The organism is Streptomyces sp. NPDC051180 (genome assembly GCF_040689545.1).
GTDB lineage: Bacteria > Actinomycetota > Actinomycetes > Streptomycetales > Streptomycetaceae > Streptomyces.
This window is the reverse complement of record NZ_JBFBBC010000011.1, coordinates 190,898-210,824: the sequence shown is the minus strand read 5'-3', so window position 1 is coordinate 210,824 and position 19,927 is coordinate 190,898. Positions and strand designations below refer to the sequence as shown.

The following is a 19,927-nucleotide window of genomic DNA, read 5'->3' as shown; positions in this document are numbered from 1 at the left end:
GAAGCACCCGAAAGGGTTGCATGTGTCCCTGTGAGGTTTTGACGGGCAACGCACCGCGCCCACCGTGCGGGGCACGGTGGGCGCGGTGGTTTACGCAGGTCACGACAGGGTCACGGGCGCGGGGCCCGGCTCACGTCGTGTGACGCAGCTCTCGCGTCAGTCGTTGCTGTTGCCGCCGGGGGTGGTCTTCTGGATCTGGAGCAGGAACTCCCCGTTCGACTTCGTCTGCTTCATCTTGTCGAGAAGCAGCTCGATCGCCTGCTGCTGGTCGAGCGCGTGCAGCACGCGACGCAGCTTCCAGGTGACGGCGAGCTCGTCGCTGCCGAGGAGGATCTCCTCCTTGCGGGTGCCCGAGGCGTCGACGTCGACGGCCGGGAAGATCCGCTTGTCGGCGAGCTTCCGGTCGAGCTTGAGCTCCATGTTGCCGGTGCCCTTGAACTCCTCGAAGATCACCTCGTCCATCCGCGAGCCGGTGTCGACCAGCGCGGTGGCCAGGATGGTCAGCGAGCCGCCGTCCTCGATGTTGCGCGCGGCACCGAAGAAGCGCTTCGGCGGGTAGAGCGCGGTCGAGTCGACACCACCGGACAGGATGCGGCCGGAGGCGGGCGCCGCGAGGTTGTACGCGCGGCCCAGGCGGGTGATGGAGTCGAGCAGGACGACCACGTCGTGACCCAGCTCCACGAGGCGCTTGGCGCGCTCGATGGCCAGCTCGGCGACGGTGGTGTGGTCCTCGGCCGGACGGTCGAAGGTCGAGGAGATGACCTCGCCCTTGACCGACCGCTGCATGTCGGTGACCTCTTCCGGACGCTCGTCGACCAGGACGACCATCAGGTGGCACTCGGGGTTGTTGTGGGTGATCGCGTTGGCGATCGCCTGCATGATCATGGTCTTGCCGGTCTTCGGCGGGGCCACGATCAGACCGCGCTGGCCCTTGCCGATCGGCGACACGAGGTCGATGATCCGCGTGGTCAGCACGCCCGGGTCGGTCTCCAGACGGAGCCGGTCCTGCGGGTAGAGCGGGGTCAGCTTGTTGAACTCCGGGCGGCCGCGGCCGGAGTCGGCCGCCATGCCGTTCGCGGAGTCCAGGCGGACCAGCGCGTTGAACTTCTCGCGGCGCTCGCCCTCCTTCGGCTGACGCACCGCGCCGGTGACGTGGTCGCCCTTGCGCAGGCCGTTCTTGCGGACCTGGGCGAGGGAGACGTACACGTCGTTCGGACCGGGCAGGTAGCCCGAGGTCCGGATGAACGCGTAGTTGTCGAGGATGTCGAGGATGCCCGCGACGGGGATCAGGACGTCGTCGTCGGCGACCTGCGGCTCGCCGGCCTGGAAGTCGTCACGGCCGCGACGGCCGCGACGGTCGCGGTAGCGTCCGCGACGACCCCGGCGACCGCCGGCCTCGTCGTCGTAGTCGTCCTGCGGGCCGGCCTGCTGGCCGCCCTGCTGGCCCTGGCCCTGGACCTGCTGGCCCTGACCCTGGCCCTGGCCCTGGCCGCCCTGCCGCTGACGCTGGCCGCCCTGGCCACCGCCCTGCTGCTCGTCGCCCTTGCCGCGGTCACGCTGACGGTCACGGCGGTCACGACGCTCGCCGCGCTCGCCCCGCTCACCGCGGTCACGACGGCCGCGGCCCTCGGCGGTGTCGACGGCGGCCTCGGCCTGGGCGTCGGCCTTGACCTCGGTACGGGTCTCGGTCTTCACGACCTGGGCGGCCTCGGCCTTGGCCTCGCCCTCCGGCGAACCGGCGGGGGCGGTGGCCCGGCGACGACGGCGCTCTCCGGCCGGCTGGTCGTCGGAGGCAGGCTGGCCGGGGATGTCGATCTGCTGCTGGGCGACGGCCTTCTCGGCCTTCTCCGCCTTGGGCGCGGCGGCCTCGGCCGCGGCGTCGCCGGTGCGGGCCTTGGAGGTGGCGCGGCGCTTCGGCTTGGTGTCGGCCGCGGCGTCGTCGGCCTTGGCGGGGGCGGCGGCCTGGGCGGATCCACCGCCGGCCTGCGCCTCCTTGATGACCTCGATCAGCTGGCTCTTGCGCATCCGCGCGGTGCCCCTGATCCCGAGGCCGGACGCGACCTGCTGCAGCTCGGCCAGGACCATGCCGTCGAGGCCGGTGCCGGAGCGGCGGCGCCGTGCGGTGCCGCCGGTGGCAGCACCTGCGGCGGGCGCGGCGGTGTCGACACTGTTGTCGGCAGTCACGCCCATCAGATCGGTGGTGTCGCTCACGAAGGGTCCTTCCCTGGAGCGGACGTCGGCCATCTGGCTCGGCGACCGGTTGTGCTGTCCGGCAGCGGTCCTGGCTTGTGGACCGTGTCCGGGGCGGTGGTCCCGCCGGGTAACGGCGGAAGAAGAAAACGTGCTGTGGGTCCGGCCCGAGCGCCCCCTGCTCGGCCCTCTGCGGAAGAGCGAGGGGTGTCGTGCCGGTTCCGGAGCGTGCTCAAAACTGCTCAGGCAGGCTGCTCAGGCAGTTGAGGAGGCTCCCGGAAGAAGTGGTGGTCCCTGATGGGGACACTCCGCACCGCTCCACAAAGAGGTCGGGTGCAGACTTGAGGTTAACACTACCGGCTCCAACAAACATTCCCCCTCTCGCTCACCGGCAATCTCGTGTCCGGAGCACCGCGGGGGGTCGCTGCCCGGCGCCCCCCGCCGTCGCGCCTGTCTAGGGCGCCAGCGGCAGTACGACCGCTCCGGACGCGTCGAGGTCGAGCCGGTTCGCGGCCCAGCCCTCGCCCGCAAGTCGGGCGACCTTGTCGGCCGTCCCGTGTTCGGCCAGCGCGAGCACCGTGGGGCCCGCGCCGGAGATGACCGCGGGGACGCCGTCCGCGCGCAGCCGGTTCACCAGGGCGATGCTCTCCGGCATCGCGGGAGCCCGGTACTCCTGGTGCAGCCTGTCCTCGGTGGCCGACAGCAGCAGCTCGGGGCGGCGGGTCAGGGCCTCGACGAGGAGGGCGGCGCGCCCGGCGTTGGCCGCGGCGTCCACGTGCGGGACGGTGCGCGGGAGGAGACCGCGGGCGGTCTCGGTGAGGACCGGCTTCCCGGGGACGAAAACCACCGGAACGATGGAATCCGAGGGATCCATCCTGATCGCCCGCGCGGCACCGGACTCGGTCCAGGCGAGCGTGAATCCGCCGAGCAGACAGGCGGCGACGTTGTCGGGGTGGCCCTCGATCTCGGTGGCGAGCTCCAGCAGGGCCGCCTCGTCGAGCCGGGCGTCCCCGCCTATCGTCACGGCGCGGGCGGCGACGATGCCGGCGCAGATGGCGGCGGAGGAGGAGCCGAGGCCGCGGCCGTGCGGGATGCGGTTGGCGCAGACGACCTCAAGGCCGCGCGGCTGCCCGCCGAGCAGGTCGAAGGCCGTGCGCAGGGAGCGTACGAGCAGGTGGCTCTCGTCGCGCGGGAGCGTCTCGGCGCCCTCGCCGGCGATGTCGACGTGCAGCCCGGAGTCGGCGACCCGGACGACGACGTCGTCGTAGAGACCCAGCGACAGGCCGAAGGCATCGAAGCCCGGGCCGAGGTTGGCGCTGGTGGCGGGGACGCGCACCCGTACGGCGGCGGCGCGGAACGCTGGACCGGCCATCGCTCGATGACTCTCCTTGATTGCGGCAACATGCATGTCGAACAGCAGGGCTTCACCCGACGACGACGGCGGGCGAGGTACTCGAGGACCCGGGGGCCGTTTCGGCCACGAGGGCGACAACGGCAACGACACCGCGCATATGCGTCGGGGCGGGTTCGGTACAGCCTATCGAAGGAAGGTTCTGTGGCGACATAGGGCGCACAGGAGGCGCACGATGCGTGTCGCGGGCCAACCTGTGCGCCTATGTACGTTCCTGATCGGGTATCGATCCGTACTCTCCCCGGCGCGGGGAGGGTCGGATCAGGCCAGGCCGAGGCGCTCGGCGGCGGCCGCGGCGTCGACCGGGACGGTGACTGGCTGCGGCGCGCCGGCGACGGCCCAGTCGGGGTCCTTCAGACCGTTTCCGGTCACGGTGCAGACGATCCGCTGGCCCGGGTCGACCTTGCCCTGCTCGGCGGCCTTCAGCAGACCGGCGACCGACGCGGCCGAGGCGGGCTCGACGAACACGCCCTCCTGGGCGGCCAACAGGCGGTAGGCGCGCAGGATCTCACGGTCCGTCACCTCGTCGATGAAACCGCCCGACTCGTCCCGCGCGGCGATCGCGTAGTCCCACGAGGCCGGGTTGCCGATGCGGATCGCGGTGGCGATCGTCGACGGGTCCTTGACGACCTCGCCGCGCACGAGCGGCGCGGAACCGGACGCCTGGAAGCCCCACATGCGCGGACGGTGCGTCGCGAGACCGTCCTCGGCGTACTCGCGGTACCCCTTCCAGTACGCCGTGATGTTGCCGGCGTTGCCGACGGGCAGCACGTGGATGTCGGGGGCGTCGCCGAGCATGTCGACGATCTCGAACGCGGCGGTCTTCTGGCCCTCGATGCGGACCGGGTTGACCGAATTGACCAGCGCCACCGGGTAGTTCTCGGAGAGGCTGCGGGCCAGCGTCAGGCAGTCGTCGAAGTTGCCGTCGACCTGCAGGATCTTCGCGCCGTGCACGAGCGCCTGGCCCATCTTGCCGAGCGCGATCTTGCCCTGCGGCACGAGGACGGCCGACACCATGCCGGCCCGCACCGCGTAGGCCGCGGCCGAGGCGGAGGTGTTGCCGGTGGAGGCGCAGATGACGGCCTGCGCCCCCTCCTCCTTGGCCCTGGTGATGGCCATCGTCATGCCCCGGTCCTTGAAGGAGCCGGTGGGGTTGGCGCCCTCGACCTTGAGGTGCACCTCGCAGCCCGTGCGCTCGGAGAGCACCTGAGCGGGGACGAGCGGCGTACCGCCCTCACGGAGCGTGACGACCGGCGTCGTGTCCGTGACCGGAAGGCGGTCCCGGTACTCCTCGATGATGCCGCGCCACTGGTGGGTGCCCTTGTGGGTCATGGGTCCTTACTCCCCTTCAACACGCATGATGCTGGCGACACCGCGCACGGTGTCGAGCTTGCGCAGCGCCTCGACGGTCCCCGAGAGGGCGGCGTCGGGCGCGCGGTGGGTGACGACGACGAGGGACGCCTCGCCGTCCTTGCCCTGCTGGCGCACCGTATCGATGGATACGCCGTGCTCGGCGAAGACCGTCGCGACCTGGGCGAGGACGCCCGGCTTGTCGGCCACGTCGAGGCTGATGTGGTACCGCGTGACGACCTCGCCCATGGAGCTCACGGGCAGCTGGGTGTACGCGGACTCGCCGGGGCCGGTGGCACCGTCGAGTTTGTTGCGGCACACGGCGACGAGGTCGCCGAGCACGGCCGAGGCGGTCGGCGAGCCGCCGGCGCCGGGGCCGTAGAACATGAGCCGGCCGGCGGCCTCCGCCTCGACGAAGACCGCGTTGTACGCCTCGCGGACCGAGGCCAGCGGGTGGCTGAGCGGGATCATCGCGGGGTGCACGCGCGCGGTGACGGACCCGCCGTCGGCGGCCCGCTCGCAGATCGCGAGCAGCTTGATGGTGCAGCCCATCTGCTTGGCGGAGGCGAAGTCGGCGGCGGTGACCTCGGTCATGCCCTCGCGGTAGACGTCGTCGAGGCGCACCCGGGTGTGGAACGCGATCCCGGCGAGGATCGCGGCCTTGGCGGCGGCGTCGAAGCCCTCGACGTCGGCGGTCGGGTCGGCCTCGGCGTACCCGAGGGCGGTGGCCTCGTCGAGCGCCTCGGAGTATCCGGCGCCCGACGTGTCCATCTTGTCGAGGATGAAGTTGGTGGTGCCGTTGACGATGCCCATCACCCGGTTGATCTTGTCGCCGGCGAGGGACTCGCGCAGCGGCCGGATCAGCGGGATCGCGCCGGCGACGGCGGCCTCGTAGTAGAGGTCCTGGCCGTTCTTCTCGGCGGCGGCGTAGAGGGCCGCGCCGTCCTGGGCGAGCAGCGCCTTGTTCGCCGACACCACGGACGCGCCGTGCTCGAAGGCGGTGGTGATGAGGGTGCGGGCCGGCTCGACGCCGCCGATGACCTCGACGATGACGTCGATGTCGCCCCGTTGGACCAGGGCGGTGGCGTCGGTGGTGATGAGCTCCGCGGGGATGCCCTCGCGGACCTTGTCCGGGCGGCGGACCGCCACGCCGGCGAGCTCGACCGGGGCGCCGATGCGCGCGGCGAGGTCGTCGGCGTGCGTCGTCATGATGCGCGCCACCTCTGAGCCGACCACTCCACAGCCCAGCAGCGCCACCTTCAGCGGACGCGTACGCATCATCCGACCTCGTTTCTCGTACTTCTGCTTCGTATTTCTACGGTGGGAACAGTCTCACTCACCGGACGGGGGTTTCCGCCCCTCGTCCGGATCCTGAGACATCGATTTCATCACTCGACTATTCCACCACGCGACTATTTCGTCAGCCGATGTCGAGACGCAGGAGATCTTCTTCCGTCTCGCGCCGGACGATGACCCGGGCCTCCCCGTCGCGGACCGCGACGACGGGCGGCCGGAGCGCGTGGTTGTAGTTGCTGGCCATGGAGCGGCAGTACGCCCCGGTGGCCGGCACGGCGATCAGATCGCCGGGCGCCAGGTCGGAGGGGAGGAACGCGTCCCGCACGACGATGTCGCCGCTCTCGCAGTGCTTGCCGACGACGCGGGTCAGCATCGGCTCGGCCTCGCTGGTCCGCGAGACGAGGCTGACGCTGTACTCGGCGTCGTACAGGGCGGTGCGGATGTTGTCCGACATGCCGCCGTCGACGCTCACGTACGTCCGCAGCCCGTCGAGCGGCTTGATCGTGCCGACCCGGTAGAGCGTGAAGGCGGTCGGACCGACGATCGCGCGGCCGGGCTCGACGGAGATCCGGGGCGTCGCCAGACCGGCGGACTCGCACTCCCGCGACACGATCTCGTGGAGCGCCTTGGCGATCTCGTGCGGATCGCGCGGGTCGTCGTCCGAGGTGTACGCGATGCCGAGGCCGCCTCCGAGGTCGATCTCGGGCAGCTCGACGCCGTGCTCGTCCCGGACCTCGGCCAGCAGCTGCACGACGCGGCGGGCGGAGACCTCGAAGCCCGCCATGTCGAAGATCTGCGAGCCGATGTGGGAGTGGATCCCGATCAGCTCCAGGCCGTCCAGCCGCAGCGCCCGGCGGACCGCCTCGGCGGCCTGCCCGCCGGCCAGCGCGATGCCGAACTTCTGGTCCTCGTGGGCGGTGGCGATGAACTCGTGCGTGTGCGCCTCGACGCCCACGGTCACCCGGATCTGCACCCGCTGGCGCTTGCCGAGGGACTGCGCGACGTGCGCGACGCGGACGATCTCCTGGAAGGAGTCGAGGACGATCCGGCCGACGCCGACCTCGACGGCCCGGTGGATCTCCTCCTCGCTCTTGTTGTTCCCGTGGAAGGCGATGCGCTCGGCCGGCATCCCGGCCGCGAGGGCCGTGGTCAGCTCGCCGCCCGAACACACGTCGAGGTTCAGCCCCTCCTCCTTCAGCCATCGCACGACGGCCTTGGAGAGGAACGCCTTGCCCGCGTAGAACACGTCGGCGTCCTTGCCGAACGCCTCGGCCCAGGCGCGGCAGCGGGCGCGGAAGTCCGTCTCGTCCAGGAAGTAGGCGGGGGTGCCGAACTCCTCGGCGAGCGCGTCCACGCCGATCCCCCCGACGGTGGCGACCCCCCGCTCGTCCCGCGCGACCGTACGGGACCACACCTTCGGGTCCAGGACGTTGAGGTCGGCGGGCGGTGCGGAGTAGTGGCCCTCGGGGAGGACATCGGCGTGACGGGGCCCTGCGGGGTGGGCGGAACGGCTCATGTCTGCTCTTTCAGATCCGATCGGGTGCGCTGATGCCGAGCACGGAGAGGCCACCGGCGAGCACCGTCCCGGCGGCTTCGGCGAGCGCGAGCCGGGAACGATGGGCGGCCGAGGGTTTCTCGTCGCCGAGCGGCAGAACCGTGTGCTGGAACGCGAGCAACGCGTCGGCGACGGCTTCGAGGTGCCGGGCGACCCGATCCGGGGCGCGATGGCGTGCCGCGGCGAGCAGGGCGACGGGATGGTCGCCGAGCAGACCGAGCAGTTCCGTGGCGGCGCGCTCCGGGGGACGCGCCTCGTACGCGGGGGTGACCCCGAGCTGCCGGCCGTTCGCCAGGAGCCTCTGCACGCGGGAGTGCGCGTACCGCACCCGGAAGAGGGAGTTGCGTTCGTGCTGGACGAGCAGCGGCGGCCCGTCCAGCGGCCGGTCCTGCGGCGCGGCCCGCAGCAGCGCCCAGCGCGCGGCGTCGACCCCCAGCCCCTCCACGTCGTACGCCCCGGGACGCACGTACATCCGCTCGGAGCCTGCGGGCTCGGCGCTCGTGGGCTCGGGACTCGTGGGCTCGGCGCTGATGTCCTGGGCGCCGAAGGAGGCGCGCGCGCCCTGGGACCGGAGCAGCCGTACGACGGTCTCGGTCACCACCCTGGCGCGCGACTCCGTCACCTCGGCGAAGTCCACGCTCGTCCCGGCGAGCGCGCGGCCGTGCCCGTAGGCGCCACCCGCCTCACGGATCACCCGGACGAGCTCACCGCCGGCGTCGCGGCGAAGACTGAAGTTGAGGAACCCCGGCCCGGTGATCTCGACTCCCGCGAGCTCCGGCACGTCACGGAGCCGCTCCTCGATGATCCCCGCGACGTCGAGCGCACTGCGCCCCGCCGGCCTCGCCAGCGTCAGCGCGATGTTGCTCGCGTACTCCCCCGCACCGCCCGGCCGCGCCCGCTCCACCTTCACCCGCGACGGCACCTCCACCCGCAGCGCACCGTCGTCGACCGCACGGCGCACGGCGTGCAGCACGGTGAGAGAGAGGTCCGCGGGGGTCACAACGCAAGCCTAGGGGAGGAGGGGGGTCCCCACGCGAACCGGTTTCGCCATACGGGCACCTCCCCCACAAGCCCACCCACCCAACGAGGACGTACTCGGAGGCACTACTCGACGGCCAGGGGGTCGGGGTGCGGCGCCGGCGACGACGCGACGGGGCGAGGGCGAGGGCGCTGCGGGGGCTCAGGGGAAGATCTCGTCTCAACCCGGCCGGTGGGCCTCGGGGGGACGCGTGACTCAACCCGGCCGCTGGGGCCGGCGGCACTCGGAAGGCAGTCGACTCTCCCCGGAAGACAGGTCCGGGGGGCTCAGCCCAGCCCGTGGGCTCGGCCGGCGAGGTCCTGTCGCGCCTCGGCTCCGGCCGGTTCCTCTCCTGCGTCCTGCCCGGCGGCCTCGCGGCGCTCCCGCCGTTCCCGGTGCATGAGCTGACGCACCACGCGCACGAGCTCGGACGGCTCGAACGGCTTGGCCAGGAAGGCGTCGACACCGGACGCGACACCCGTGGCCACCTCGTGCTCGCCCGCCGCACTGATGATCGCCACGGGCAGGTGACTCGTCCTCGGGTCGGCCCGCAGCCGCTCCGCCGTCTTGATCCCGTCGAGCCGGGGCATGACGACGTCCAGGGTGACGACATCAGGACAAACCCGATGCACGACATCCAGACACTCGGCACCATCGGCCGCGGTCACGACCTCGAACCCCTCGAGTTCGAGATTGACCCTGATCAACTGCCGGATCACCTTGTTGTCGTCGACAACGAGCACCCGACCGGACACGCCTGACACACGAACGAGAGTAGGACGCCCCCCACGGCCCCGTCCGCGTTTTACCCACTTCTGACCCGTGCGAGGGACCCCACCCCCGGTGACACCCCGGAAATACCTGTTCACAGGCACACCCCCCGAGCTGGTAGTGTTCAACCCGTCGCCGCCGCAACGCAGCGAACGCCCCCGTAGCTCAGGGGATAGAGCAACGGCCTCCGGAGCCGTGTGCGCAGGTTCGAATCCTGCCGGGGGCACTCCAGCTCGGACAGTGTGATCAACTCGCTGACCTGCTGAAGTGCCAAGCACAGAGACCCGGACTCAGTCCCACTGAGTCCGGGTCTCTGTCGTTGTGTGTCACTGATCGCGAGTGAGTGGCGAGTGAGCCCGTCGTTAGTGCGGATCGCCTGCGGCAGTCAACGGGTGCAGGTCATCATCAGCACGTGGCCACCTTCTTCCTTGCCCCGCGCGTTTCGCCAAGACGTCTGCCGGCCTGGGTGCGTCAGGCGGTGCTCTCCGCCAATGGCGGCTACTGCACGTACTGCGGTAGCGACGGGACCCGCGCAGAGGTCGTCGACCATGTCGAGCCCCTGGAGTGGGGCGGGGCGAACACCATCACCAACCTCGTCCCAGCCTGCCGCCCCTGCAACGCCAGCAAGCGTGACCGTAAACCCCTCGAGTGGCGCCGAAGCCTTGAGCGCCGTCACTACGACCTCAAGTGGTGGGACGATCCTCCGTACCCCGAGTACGTGTTGTCATACACGGCTGAGGGCCTGTTGAAGACCATCGCCGAGGTACAGCAGGAAGTGTTGGAGTTGGCCAGGCCCCATCAGGAGCGGGCCGCCAAGAGGATGAAGCGGAAGGCCGCGATCCTCGCCGAAGATCTCCTGCATCTCACTGATAGCCAGCAAGCCGAACTACGCAAGGAGATCCTTTCACTGCTCGCTGGTTAGCGGGATACCGGTTAGAGGTTCCCGTTAACCTCCCAGCCTGCTGACATCCATACCGGGGGGACCATGGATAGTACATCGCCACTGCTGACTGTCGACCAGCGCATCATCGAACTTGAAGCTGAAATCTCAGCCACGCGCTTCTCCAAGAGATGGATTGTCGCCTGGATCAGCCTAGGCAACCCTCTTTTGATCAGCGCAATCGTAGCCGGAAACATGTTAATCGACTTCTCCAAGCCAGGCAGCGGACGGTCGGCACTGAACACACTCGGAACGGTCGTTGCGATCGTATCGATCATCGTTTCAGTGATGTTCTGGAACATAGCCCGGTCCTACGAACGCGAAAAGACCGTGGAACTGCTTCAAGCTCAAGCAGAGCGAAGGTCCCTCGAAGTCGCCACGGTACCCGAGGCAGCCACGTCGCAGCCATTCCAGGAGTACTATCGATCCATTCCAGACCTTCGCGACGAGTACAGGAAGAGCGCCGAGAGGTACCGCGGGCGCCACAATCTATTCCAACTAACTGTGATCGTCGGGTCTATCCTCACGTCAGTCAGCACCACGGCTGCTGCCGAGCAGGGCATCTGGAGCTGGATCGCTGTGGGCCTCAGCGCCCTCGTAAGCATCTCGGCCGGAGTCATCGCCTACTTTAAGTTTCGCGAACGCAGCCTAAATCTCCAGCAGACCGCAGACTCCATAGATCAAGAGATGCAGGCTTACAGCCTTAGAATTCGACGCTACAGAAATCTCACACCGGACGAGGCCCCTGCGGCCTTTGCAGAAGAAGTAGAACGGATTCGCGAAGAGCAGAGGAAGAAGGAACTCCAGCTGGAGCAGCCACCGGAAGCTGTCCCACAGCAGAGGCCCCACCCCCTCTAACCCTCCAGCTCCATGGCTACCTTGCAGATCGCCACTTATTCACGGCGCTGCCCAGCCCATTCCCTCTTCGATCTTCTTGTTGTATCGATCCTCTTGACCGTCAAGACATCCCTCGTACCTACGGTGAATAACCTCAGGCGAATTCCCCGCTCGCCGAGCCACTTCAGCCACAGGAACACCAGCGTTCAACCAATTGGTGATGCAGGTATGCCGGAGATCGTATGGCCTGCGAGCCAGTGGAGATGCCACCCTGTCCGAGGGCAGAGCAAGATGCCTGGCCTCCTGCCAGACCCTCCAGTAACTAGAGGTGCCGAGAACCCCACCACGCTCGTTCGCGAAGAGTCGGCTGTCCTGCGCCGTGCCGAACTCCGCTATGTGGGCGCGGAGCATTGTGACCAGAAGAGGCGGGATCGGGACGGGCCTATCAGCCTTCGGTTCACGGGACTTGAGGCCGCGCTTATCGTGGCGCTCACCCGAGTCCGTCCACTTTTTCCCCGACACCGGTCGCGTCTCCCTCAGCGTGAGGGTTCCCCATCCGGCGTCGGGGAGGTGGCAGTCCTTCTCCCTGAGCCCCACCGCCTCGGCCGGCCGCATCGCCGCGTACAGCTGGCAGGCGAAGAAGACGACCAGGCGGCGCCCTCGGTTGCGGTGGGCGGAGCCTACGTACGAGACCGCTGTCAGCAGCTCGGTGCCCTGGACGGGATTCACCAGGACTCGGGGGTCGACGACGTCACCCTTCGTAGGGCCGGAACGCTTGAGCCCGTGGAGCGGATTCTCCTCCAGATACCCGCACTCCATCGCGTACTCCATGGCCGTGTTGAAGCCGCGACGCCGGCGCTTGTAGGTCTCCCCCGCTGCCGGGGTGTCGTCCAGCTTGAACGAGAGCCGGTACTGGACGTCCCGCACCACCTTGGGGTCGGTGAGAGCCGAGAGCGCCAGCGATCGGGTCCGGAGCCACGTGCACGCCGTCACGAGCTCCGCCGGCGGTTCCTCGTCCTGGTGCGCCGGTACCACCGCCCATCGCATCGCGAGCCGCGTCTCCTCCGGCGTGGGCGCCTTCTTGCCGCCCTCCACCATCGCGAGCGCCACCGTGGCCAGGCTGTCGGCCAGCCCCTCACGGGTCTTCGCCGCCGCCGTACGCCACCGACTCGCCATGTACTCGCGGCTAAAGTCCCACCACGACGGATCGGGCTTCTCGTTCTCCTTCGCGGCAGCTGCCCGAAGCTCCGACTCCGGCAGGCCGGACGCCACGTCGAACGCCTCGCCTTTTCGCATGGCCTGCCACAGCTCGGAGCGACGGCTCTCCGCGAGGGCCACGGTGGCGAAGCTGGCGGCCTTGACCTTTCCGGCGACCGTCCAGCGGATCTGATACGGAGCCTTCTTGCTCCGCACCTGGTTGACCTTCCAGACCCGTACGTCCGTGGAGAGAGTCAGGTCCCCGGAAACGGGCGGGCGCCCGCTGTTGCGGGCGCCCGGGGTGGTGCTGGTGTTGCGGTAGGTCACGCGGCTTCCTCCATGGTCTCGATCCAGCGCTCCAGCTCGGATCGGCGGATGCGGACCGCGCCGTTCGGGAGCTTGATGGCCTTGGGGCCCTTCTTGAGCTGACGCCACCGGTAGAAGGTGGCTCGGGGCACTCCGATCTCCTTCACGACCTGGGGGATCGTGAGCATCTCGTCACGCGTCGCGGACACGCGTCCTCCTCGACTGACTACCGAAGACAGGGCGGGGCGCCGCAGAAACCGCAGAATCCGCAGAAACCTGCGAATCCGGCGCCTGACCTGCGGCGTTGGGGGTGCACGGGTGGCTGCCGCAAAAATCGCGAGAATCGCCGCAGAAATGGACGGCGGCACCGAGGGCCGACCGCCGCCTGACCGGCGACGGGATTTGTGCGGCGGTTTCGCGGATTTTTGCGGCTGCCGGACCGACGGGCCGTTTCCGCAGGTGGGCAAGGCCGCCCGGGGGTTTCTGCGGATTCTGCGGTTTGTGCGGCGGAGGTCCCACGCGATGGCGGGTAGGGAGGCTCACGCCTTGGGCTCGCGGACGCTCGGGTGAATCAGGTAGCGGGGCGCCGGCGGGCGACCCCGTTTGCCGGTGCGGGGCGGGGTCTCGCTGCGGAGGTAACCGTGCTCCTCCAAGACGGCAGCGGCGGGCTCCAGTTCGGCGATGGTGGGGAACTCGGAACGGGAGAGCTTAGCGAAGAGGTCCCGGCGGCTGACGCTCTCCCAGCCGTTGTCCTCCAGGACGGACAGCAAGCTCCGGGCGTGAGCCAGGGTGGCGTCGGCGCCCATGAGGTCGAAGACGGTCAGGGCGTGGGCGGCGAAGTAGTCGGCCAGTTCGATCGCCGCGTCCATCGTGGTGGCACTGATCGGGGCGTTGGTGCCGCCGTCGATGTGCTCGGCAAGGTGGAGCAGACCGGCGATGCGGGCCGCGGCACCCACGAGCTTCCCGGCCCACTTCCCGATGTGCCCGAGGCGCCCGCCCTTGGTGCGGAGCTGCGGCTCCAGGCGTTCGCTGTACGCCTTGAGGGCGGCATCGGCTTCGGGGCCCACCTGAACCACGAGGGGGTCGGTCCAGTCCGCGAGCTTGAGGGTGAGGGCGAAAACGTTCCGCTCGTACGTCGCACCAACGGCCGGCGGGACGGGGTCCGGGTCGATCTTCCGGTAACCGACCAGGGATTCCGGCAGGCAGTACAGGAAGCGGGCGAGCAGCCCGCGGCCGTCGAAGCCGCGGTTCTTGCCGATGTCCTCCAGGACGCTGGGCTGGACGGCGAGGCCCATGGTGAGCGCGGGGGCCTCGATGAACTCCTGGCGGGTCCGGCGGTCGACGCGCAGCCGGTCGCCGGCGTGGCCCTTGAGGAAGACCTCCATGTTGGGCACACCGGAGTACCGCCCGGCGATGATGTCGAAGATGCCGCCCTCGGCGGACATGACCGCGAGCCTGCCGCCCTGCTCGGCGAGCAGGGTGGTGACGGTCTCGGGGGTGGCGTCGTCCGCGAGGAGCCGTGGGCGCGGCGGCACGGTCATGGACTCGGCGGTCTGGGCGAGGCCGATCGCCTCGGCCACCAGGTTGTCCCGCTCGGGGCCCTCGGCCTTGGCGGCTTGAGCGGCGGCCTTGTCGGCGGCCTCGCGCGCCATGCGGGCGGTGACCTCGGCCTCCACGATGGTGAGGTTGGAGCCCTCCACGAGCGTGTTCTCCGCCTCGTAGAGCGGGGCGGTCATGGCGGCGAAGACGGCGGACTTGCGGTTGGCCGGGCCGAGAGCGACGACGACGAAGAGGTTGGTGGGCTCGCGCCACCGCCCGCGTACCTGGACGACGGCCCGGCCGCCGGCCGCGGTCGCGAGGACGGAGAGGGCGAGGGCGCCCGCGAGGTCCACCGGGGTCTGGGTCTCCTCGGCGAGCGCGACGACGAAGTCCGAGACCCAGCCGGGGAGGGCATGGACGGGGAACGGCGGCAGCTTCGGCTGCCGGTCCAGTGGGATCGGCTCCGGCCAAGCGGCCGGGACGGTCGCGGCGCCGAGCGCGAGGGCCTCGCGGAGGTCGTCCTCGGTGGCCTCGGCCGACATGCCGGCTTGGACGATGCGGGTGCCAACCTCGATGCTCCGGCGGCGCCGGGCGAGGTCGTGGACGATCTCGGCGTAGTAGGTGGCGTTGGCCGTGGAGGGCACGGCCTGGATGAGGGTGTGGAGGTAGGGCCGGCCGCCCGCGCGGACGAGTTCGCCGGTCTGCTCCAGGTGGTGCCCGAGGGTGATCGGGTCGACGGGCTGTCCCTGGGCGTGCAGGGCGAGGATCGCGCGGTGGATCGTCTCGTGGGCGGGCACGTAGTGGTCGCCCGGGTCCATCGAGCCGTTCACGTCGCCGATGACGCTAGGCGCGAGCATGAGCGCGCCGACGACGGCCTGTTCGGCTTCCCGGTCGTGCGGTGCCATCCGCTCCACGCCGCCGGGCACGCTGTGCAGCGGCACCACGGGGGCGTACTGCCCATGGGCGGGCTCAGGTGTCATGCTGGGGTTTCTCCTGTTTCTGTCGAAGGGACGGAGAGCCGGGGCGGTCGCGGTCTTGTGGTGAGAGGCGACCGCCCCGGGCGTTTCTTGTGGATCAGGCCGGACGTGGTACACACGCGGCATGTCGTTCATGGCGTTCTTCGACGGCGCGACCACACCCTGGAGGGCCGATCCCGCAGTCCTCACGTCAGCGATCCGGGACCGCTGGGACGAGGTGGAAGTGGATCCCAGGCATCGCAGCGAGGTGTGCGCGTACTCATGGACCTTTCGGACTGACGAGGGCCCGGCCGATGTGTTCTTCGCGGAGGACGGAACCGGGCTGTACGTGGACGCGGCGCTGCCGGATGCTGCTGAGGTCGCCTGCCTGTTGCGTCGCTTCGTGCCAGAGAATGTTGCGCTGATCTTCTGCGATCAGGGCTACAGCTTCGACGTCTGGATCAGCCCCGGGTCCACAGTGGCGGACCTCATCCGGGCGGCGAACGCGCAAGCATGAGAGCGGCGCAGATCGCTCAGGGTCAGCAAGGCAAGGCTCCTGCCTCAGTCGAAGGGACGGAGAGCCGGGGCGGTCGCGGTCTTGTGGTGAGAGGCGACCGCCCCGGGCACAGCTACTTCTGCCTGAGCCACCGCTCGTACTGCTGGCGGACGTAGGCGCGGGGGTCGCAGATGACCGTGGCGTCGTCGGTGTCCATGAGGCGGCGGGCCGCCTCGGTGGCCATCTCCGCCGCGTCACTGCGTACGCGCTCGCTCTCGTCGCCCAGCGCGATGCGGTCCAAGAGCGCGGCCTTGCGGAGCCAGAACTCGCGGCCGATGCCCGTGCCGAACGGCTTGTCGGCGGCGGTGCGGGCGGTCCAGCCGATCTCGCTGATGATGCTCGGGGCGAGCGCGTAGGCGTCCTCGGGCATCGGCCACCCCTCGGCCCGGAGGTCGGCGGTGAGGTAGAGGCGCTCGCGCTTGCCGTCATGGGTGGCGTACTGGCGTACGGCGCCGGTGGTGAAGGCTCCGCCGAGTGCGGCGGTTACCCGGTCGGTGTCGTCGGGGTCGCAGATGACGCGGATCTCGAACATGGGTCAGTACTCCTTGGTGGTCTCGATGGCGGGGAGTTCGGGCAGTCCGGCACGGGTGAGGGCCTGCGGGTCGAAGCCGGGCAGGGCCGCGCGCGTGAGCAGGGCGGTGGCGAGCTGCTCGGCGTAGAGGGCGCCGGAGCGGGCGGCCTCGATCTGGGCCCCGGCGCGCAGGGCTTCCACGCGCTCGACGTGGGCGTGGGCCTCGCGCTGCTCGGCCGTGTGCCGCTCGTGAGCGACGGTGGCGCGGCGGTCGGTGCGCCAGTAGCGGGCGGCGAGGCCGTAGGCGACGGCGGTGGCGAGCACCCACAGCAGGAGCGGGAGGGACAGTCCGTCGGCGTATCCGGCGACCCCGGCGAAGGCGAGGCCGCCCGAGGTCGCAAACGCGGTTCCGGCGAGGGTGCCGTCCCCTCGGCGACCAGCCGCGGCGAAGGCGCCGGCCGCGGCCGCTCCGGCGGCGAGGACGACCATGAGGGCGGCATTGCCGACGGAGTGTTCGGCGCCGTTGGCGTTCCAGATCCGGCCGAGGACCAGGACCGTGGACGTGGCGAGGGCGGGGGCCACCTTCGGCGTGGCCGTGGTGAGCCAGTGCGGGACGGTGATCGGCTCGTTCATCGCGGGCTCCTTCGGCTAGTTGGCGAGGTCGGAGAGGGCCGTGGCGGAGGACTGGACGAGGTTGGCGATCGGCTCGTACGCGCCGGTCCCGGCGGCGAAGAACCCGAAGAGGAAGAGCACGATGGCGGCGCCGGCGCCGGAGGACTTGCTCTTCACGGCGAAGGCGGACGCGGCGCCGAAGAGCAGGACGGCGGAGATCTCGAAGTTCATGTCAGGCTCCTGTCGTTGCGGGGTCAGCGGGTGCCGTCGCGGTGGACGCGGGCGGCGATGTTGAACAGGTGGCGTCCGACGCGTATGCGGATGCCGTGGCCCTTGCAGCGGCGGCAGGTCTTGCCGCGCTTGGGCTTGCCCTTGCGGTCCGTCTTGAGGGCGAAGCCGAGTCCGTTGCACTTGCGGCAGTTGACGAACGGCGAGGCCGCACACAGAGCGACGTAACCGAGTGTGATGACGAGCAGGAGTGCGCTAGCGGCGAGGAAGGGGGGCATCGGGGGCCTCTCCGGCGGTTTTCCGGGTCTGCGCAGGTCAGCCCGCTAGGAACTAGCGTGCTGATCAGATGCGGTATGGGGTGCTAGCGGTGCCGCTAGACCTAGCGGGGCTTGCTGCTAGGTCTAGCGGCGATCCACGTCAGCTCGCGTCCCGACTTCCATCACGGTCCGTGATGGTGGCGGAGATGCGGGAGCGCTCGATGCCGCGCCGGTTGGCACCCTTACCGCTCTCGGTCTTGCCCCACACCTGGGTGGTGGAGATGCCATGCGGCTTGAGAGCTGCGGCCAGTCCCTCGGGGTCCCAGCCGCCGTAGACGTCGGGGCGCAGCTCGGCGAGCCGGGCCACGACGACTTCGGACCAGACCTTGGGCTCCTCGGCGGGGACGACGGCGAGGATGTCGCGCAGCAGGTCGTACGCGCTGGTCTCGGCGGTCTCGAACGACTCGCCCAGCGCGTGGCCGGAGAGGGTGCCGGCCTGTTCGCGGAGCTTGCGGGCCCTCAGGCCGATGGTCTCGGCGGTGGGGGCGTCGACATAGACGGAGGAGACGATCCGGGCGTCCGCTCCTTCGCCGACGAAGTAGTGGATGCCCTTGTCCTTCCAGGAGAACATCGTGGCCCGCACGCCTCGCTTGTACGAGGACGTGCCCAGGACCATGTCGTTCTCCAGCTGGCCCATGACCTTGAGGCAGAACCGGGCCGACGCGTTCGCGCTGATGCCGGTCGGCAGGGCCTTGGCGTCGGGGCGCTGGGTGGCGAGCAGCAGCACGATGCCGGTGGCCGGGCCGCGCTTGACCAGGTCGGTGCAGATCGCCTCGAACTCCGCCCCGTGCTTGGGGTGTTCGAACCAGACCTGGCACTCGTCCACGCCGACGACGATCGGGTGGAGCCCCAGGTTCTTCATGTTCGCCAGCTCGCTGGTGACCTTCGACTCCGGGCAGATGTCCCTGGGCAGGGAGCGGATCATCTTCGCCCGGCGCCGCAGCTCGTCCCGCAGTTCCCTCAGGTCAGCGAGGGCGTACTCGATGTCCTCGTCGTCGTCCCCGGCACGGTGGCGGTGCGAGACGCGCTCGCCGACAGGGTCGAGGTCGCCGGTGCCCTTGAGGTCGTAGGTGTGCAGCTCGGCCCGCGGATCGAGAGCGGCGATCAGGAGCAGCAGGCGCAGGAGGAACGTCTTGCCCATGCGGGGGATCGCGCCGATGACGGCGGCGATGTACATGAGCGTCATCTCCACCCAGCGACCACGCTGGTCGGTGCCGAAGGCGACCGGCTTGAACAGGTCCGTGGCCCCGCTCTTGAGCAGCGGCCACACGGGCTTCCGCGCGGTCGACATGTCCTGGTCGCCGACCCAAAGGACCAGGTGCCCGGTGTGCTCCTCCGGTACGGCCTCAGGCCAGACGCAGCCCAGCGGGCGACGCAGGCCGGACGCGAGCTTGTCTCGGCGCTCGATCACGTCCGTGACGGTCACGCCGTAGGGGAGGTCGCCCTCCGCACGCCAGCCGGGCCCGTCGCGGGTGATCGGGGCGGTGAACGTGAACCCGTCCCGACCCTTGCCCTGCGCCTGGTTGATCGCCGGGATGCCGAGCGCCCCCAGCGCGCGCAGGACGATGTCGCTGGTGAGCTTGGGCGCCTTGGTGACCTCCACCGCCCGGTTGATGACCGGAGCGTCGGCCTGGCCGCCGGCCGACCCGAGGGCGAGCAGCAGCGCGCCGACCGAGACGACCTGGAGCCAGCCGGGGGCGAGGACGTAAAGGGCGAGCGCGGCGCCCATGCCGATCAGCGTGGCGAGGATGGCGACCAGGGTCCGGAGCCGGACGCGGCCGTCGCGCTGCCGCGACAGCTTGAGGTACTCCGCCGCGTCCTCGCGCCGGACGGCGGCGAGTCGGACGGGCTCGCCCTCGCGGTCGGCGACCCAGCGCATCGTGCCGCCGACGAACTTCGCGGCCCCGCGCGGGGCCTGGAAGGCGAGGCGCCCGGCGTAGACCGGGGAGCGGAGCGCGTGGTACCCGGCGAGGTGGGTGTAGTGGCTGGCGACCCAGCGGGCGGCGGTCTTGAGTTCGGCCGTCGACCGCAGCCATGCGGGGACGATCCGTCGCCGCTTCGCGCCCGCGAGTCGGCCGAGGTATCCGGGCCCGGCGAGCGCCTGACCGTCGACCAACCGGCGGGCCGACGGGTCGCCCGACTCGTCGGCCGACTCGTCCGTGCGGGAGTCGGGCGACGCGTCGGCGGTGGAGTTGGCCGACTCGGTGCGGGCGGATCGGGCCTTGTCGAGGTCGACCACGTCGGCCCCGGAGTCGGGCGACCCGGTGGCGGTCATGTCGGCTTCGAGTCGGTTGAAGAAGTCGTTCTCGTCGTCGGGGTGCTTCACTGAGACTCTTC

18 protein-coding genes and 1 tRNA gene are annotated in these 19,927 nt (G+C 70.1%); 4 read left to right on the top strand and 15 right to left on the bottom strand.

Annotated elements, in window-relative coordinates:
- Window positions 1-156: 156 nt before the first annotated feature.
- The 7 genes from rho to AB0424_RS21220 all read right to left on the bottom strand — a co-directional run bounded on the left by rho (window position 157) and on the right by AB0424_RS21220 (window position 9,584).
- Window positions 157-2,211: a transcription termination factor Rho gene (gene rho / locus AB0424_RS21250; protein WP_366307639.1), complete on the bottom strand. Its 2,055-nt coding sequence runs from the start codon at window positions 2,209-2,211 to the stop codon at window positions 157-159.
- Window positions 2,212-2,644: 433 nt separating this feature from the next.
- On the bottom strand, window positions 2,645-3,562 hold the full coding sequence (gene thrB, locus AB0424_RS21245; RefSeq protein ID WP_366307637.1) for a homoserine kinase: 918 nt from the start codon (window positions 3,560-3,562) through the stop codon (window positions 2,645-2,647).
- A gap of 300 nt (window positions 3,563-3,862) precedes the next feature.
- Entirely contained in the window at window positions 3,863-4,933 is a 1,071-nt protein-coding gene (gene thrC / locus AB0424_RS21240) for a threonine synthase (RefSeq protein WP_366307635.1), read from the bottom strand.
- Window positions 4,934-4,939: 6 nt separating this feature from the next.
- Window positions 4,940-6,232, bottom strand: a complete 1,293-nt coding sequence (locus tag AB0424_RS21235) for a homoserine dehydrogenase (protein ID WP_366307633.1) — start codon at window positions 6,230-6,232, stop codon at window positions 4,940-4,942.
- Window positions 6,233-6,371: 139 nt separating this feature from the next.
- Entirely contained in the window at window positions 6,372-7,763 is a 1,392-nt protein-coding gene (gene lysA / locus AB0424_RS21230; RefSeq protein WP_366307631.1) for a diaminopimelate decarboxylase, read from the bottom strand.
- A gap of 10 nt (window positions 7,764-7,773) precedes the next feature.
- Complete coding sequence (gene nrtL / locus AB0424_RS21225) at window positions 7,774-8,802, bottom strand: ArgS-related anticodon-binding protein NrtL (protein ID WP_366307629.1); 1,029 nt, start codon at window positions 8,800-8,802, stop codon at window positions 7,774-7,776.
- Window positions 8,803-9,107: 305 nt separating this feature from the next.
- Window positions 9,108-9,584, bottom strand: coding sequence for a response regulator (locus AB0424_RS21220; protein ID WP_366307627.1), 477 nt, complete (start codon window positions 9,582-9,584; stop codon window positions 9,108-9,110).
- Window positions 9,585-9,745: 161 nt separating this feature from the next.
- On the opposite strand from AB0424_RS21220, the gene AB0424_RS21215 reads away from it, so the two are divergent.
- The 3 genes from AB0424_RS21215 to AB0424_RS21205 all read left to right on the top strand — a co-directional run bounded on the left by AB0424_RS21215 (window position 9,746) and on the right by AB0424_RS21205 (window position 11,389).
- Window positions 9,746-9,817: transfer RNA gene (locus tag AB0424_RS21215), tRNA-Arg, on the top strand.
- Window positions 9,818-10,003: 186 nt separating this feature from the next.
- A complete protein-coding gene (locus AB0424_RS21210) occupies window positions 10,004-10,513 on the top strand; it encodes an HNH endonuclease signature motif containing protein (RefSeq protein WP_366307625.1) in 510 nt (169 codons plus the stop codon).
- Window positions 10,514-10,576: 63 nt separating this feature from the next.
- Window positions 10,577-11,389, top strand: coding sequence for a DUF4231 domain-containing protein (locus AB0424_RS21205; RefSeq protein WP_366307623.1), 813 nt, complete (start codon window positions 10,577-10,579; stop codon window positions 11,387-11,389).
- 39 nt (window positions 11,390-11,428) lie between these two features.
- Here AB0424_RS21205 and AB0424_RS21200 read toward each other — a convergent pair whose 3' ends face one another.
- The 3 genes from AB0424_RS21200 to AB0424_RS21190 form a co-directional block, all read right to left on the bottom strand.
- The gene (locus AB0424_RS21200) at window positions 11,429-12,892 is read right to left on the bottom strand and encodes a site-specific integrase (protein WP_366307621.1); all 1,464 of its coding nucleotides are present in this window, start codon (window positions 12,890-12,892) and stop codon (window positions 11,429-11,431) included.
- Window positions 12,889-13,080 carry a helix-turn-helix domain-containing protein gene (locus AB0424_RS21195; protein ID WP_366307619.1) on the bottom strand — a complete coding sequence of 64 codons (192 nt, stop codon included), beginning with the start codon at window positions 13,078-13,080 and terminating at the stop codon, window positions 12,889-12,891. The genes AB0424_RS21200 and AB0424_RS21195 overlap by 4 nt, the downstream gene beginning before the upstream one ends.
- A gap of 330 nt (window positions 13,081-13,410) precedes the next feature.
- Complete coding sequence (locus AB0424_RS21190) at window positions 13,411-15,390, bottom strand: DUF3987 domain-containing protein (RefSeq protein ID WP_366307617.1); 1,980 nt, start codon at window positions 15,388-15,390, stop codon at window positions 13,411-13,413.
- Window positions 15,391-15,511: 121 nt separating this feature from the next.
- Between AB0424_RS21190 and AB0424_RS21185 the strand changes: the two genes are divergently transcribed.
- Window positions 15,512-15,883, top strand: a complete 372-nt coding sequence (locus tag AB0424_RS21185) for a hypothetical protein (protein WP_366307615.1) — start codon at window positions 15,512-15,514, stop codon at window positions 15,881-15,883.
- Window positions 15,884-15,995: 112 nt separating this feature from the next.
- On the opposite strand, the gene AB0424_RS21180 is transcribed toward AB0424_RS21185, so the two are convergent.
- From AB0424_RS21180 to AB0424_RS21160, 5 genes are all read right to left on the bottom strand, one after another.
- A complete protein-coding gene (locus tag AB0424_RS21180; protein WP_366307613.1) occupies window positions 15,996-16,454 on the bottom strand; it encodes a hypothetical protein in 459 nt (152 codons plus the stop codon).
- A 3-nt stretch (window positions 16,455-16,457) separates the two neighbouring features.
- Window positions 16,458-17,066 (bottom strand): hypothetical protein, encoded by a 609-nt coding sequence (locus tag AB0424_RS21175; RefSeq protein ID WP_366307611.1) that lies wholly within the window; start codon window positions 17,064-17,066, stop codon window positions 16,458-16,460.
- A gap of 15 nt (window positions 17,067-17,081) precedes the next feature.
- Complete coding sequence (locus AB0424_RS21170; protein WP_033206753.1) at window positions 17,082-17,276, bottom strand: hypothetical protein; 195 nt, start codon at window positions 17,274-17,276, stop codon at window positions 17,082-17,084.
- 23 nt (window positions 17,277-17,299) lie between these two features.
- Window positions 17,300-17,551 (bottom strand): hypothetical protein, encoded by a 252-nt coding sequence (locus tag AB0424_RS21165; RefSeq protein ID WP_366307609.1) that lies wholly within the window; start codon window positions 17,549-17,551, stop codon window positions 17,300-17,302.
- 139 nt (window positions 17,552-17,690) lie between these two features.
- A complete protein-coding gene (locus AB0424_RS21160; protein WP_366307607.1) occupies window positions 17,691-19,916 on the bottom strand; it encodes a cell division protein FtsK in 2,226 nt (741 codons plus the stop codon).
- Between the last annotated feature and the right edge of the window lie 11 nt (window positions 19,917-19,927).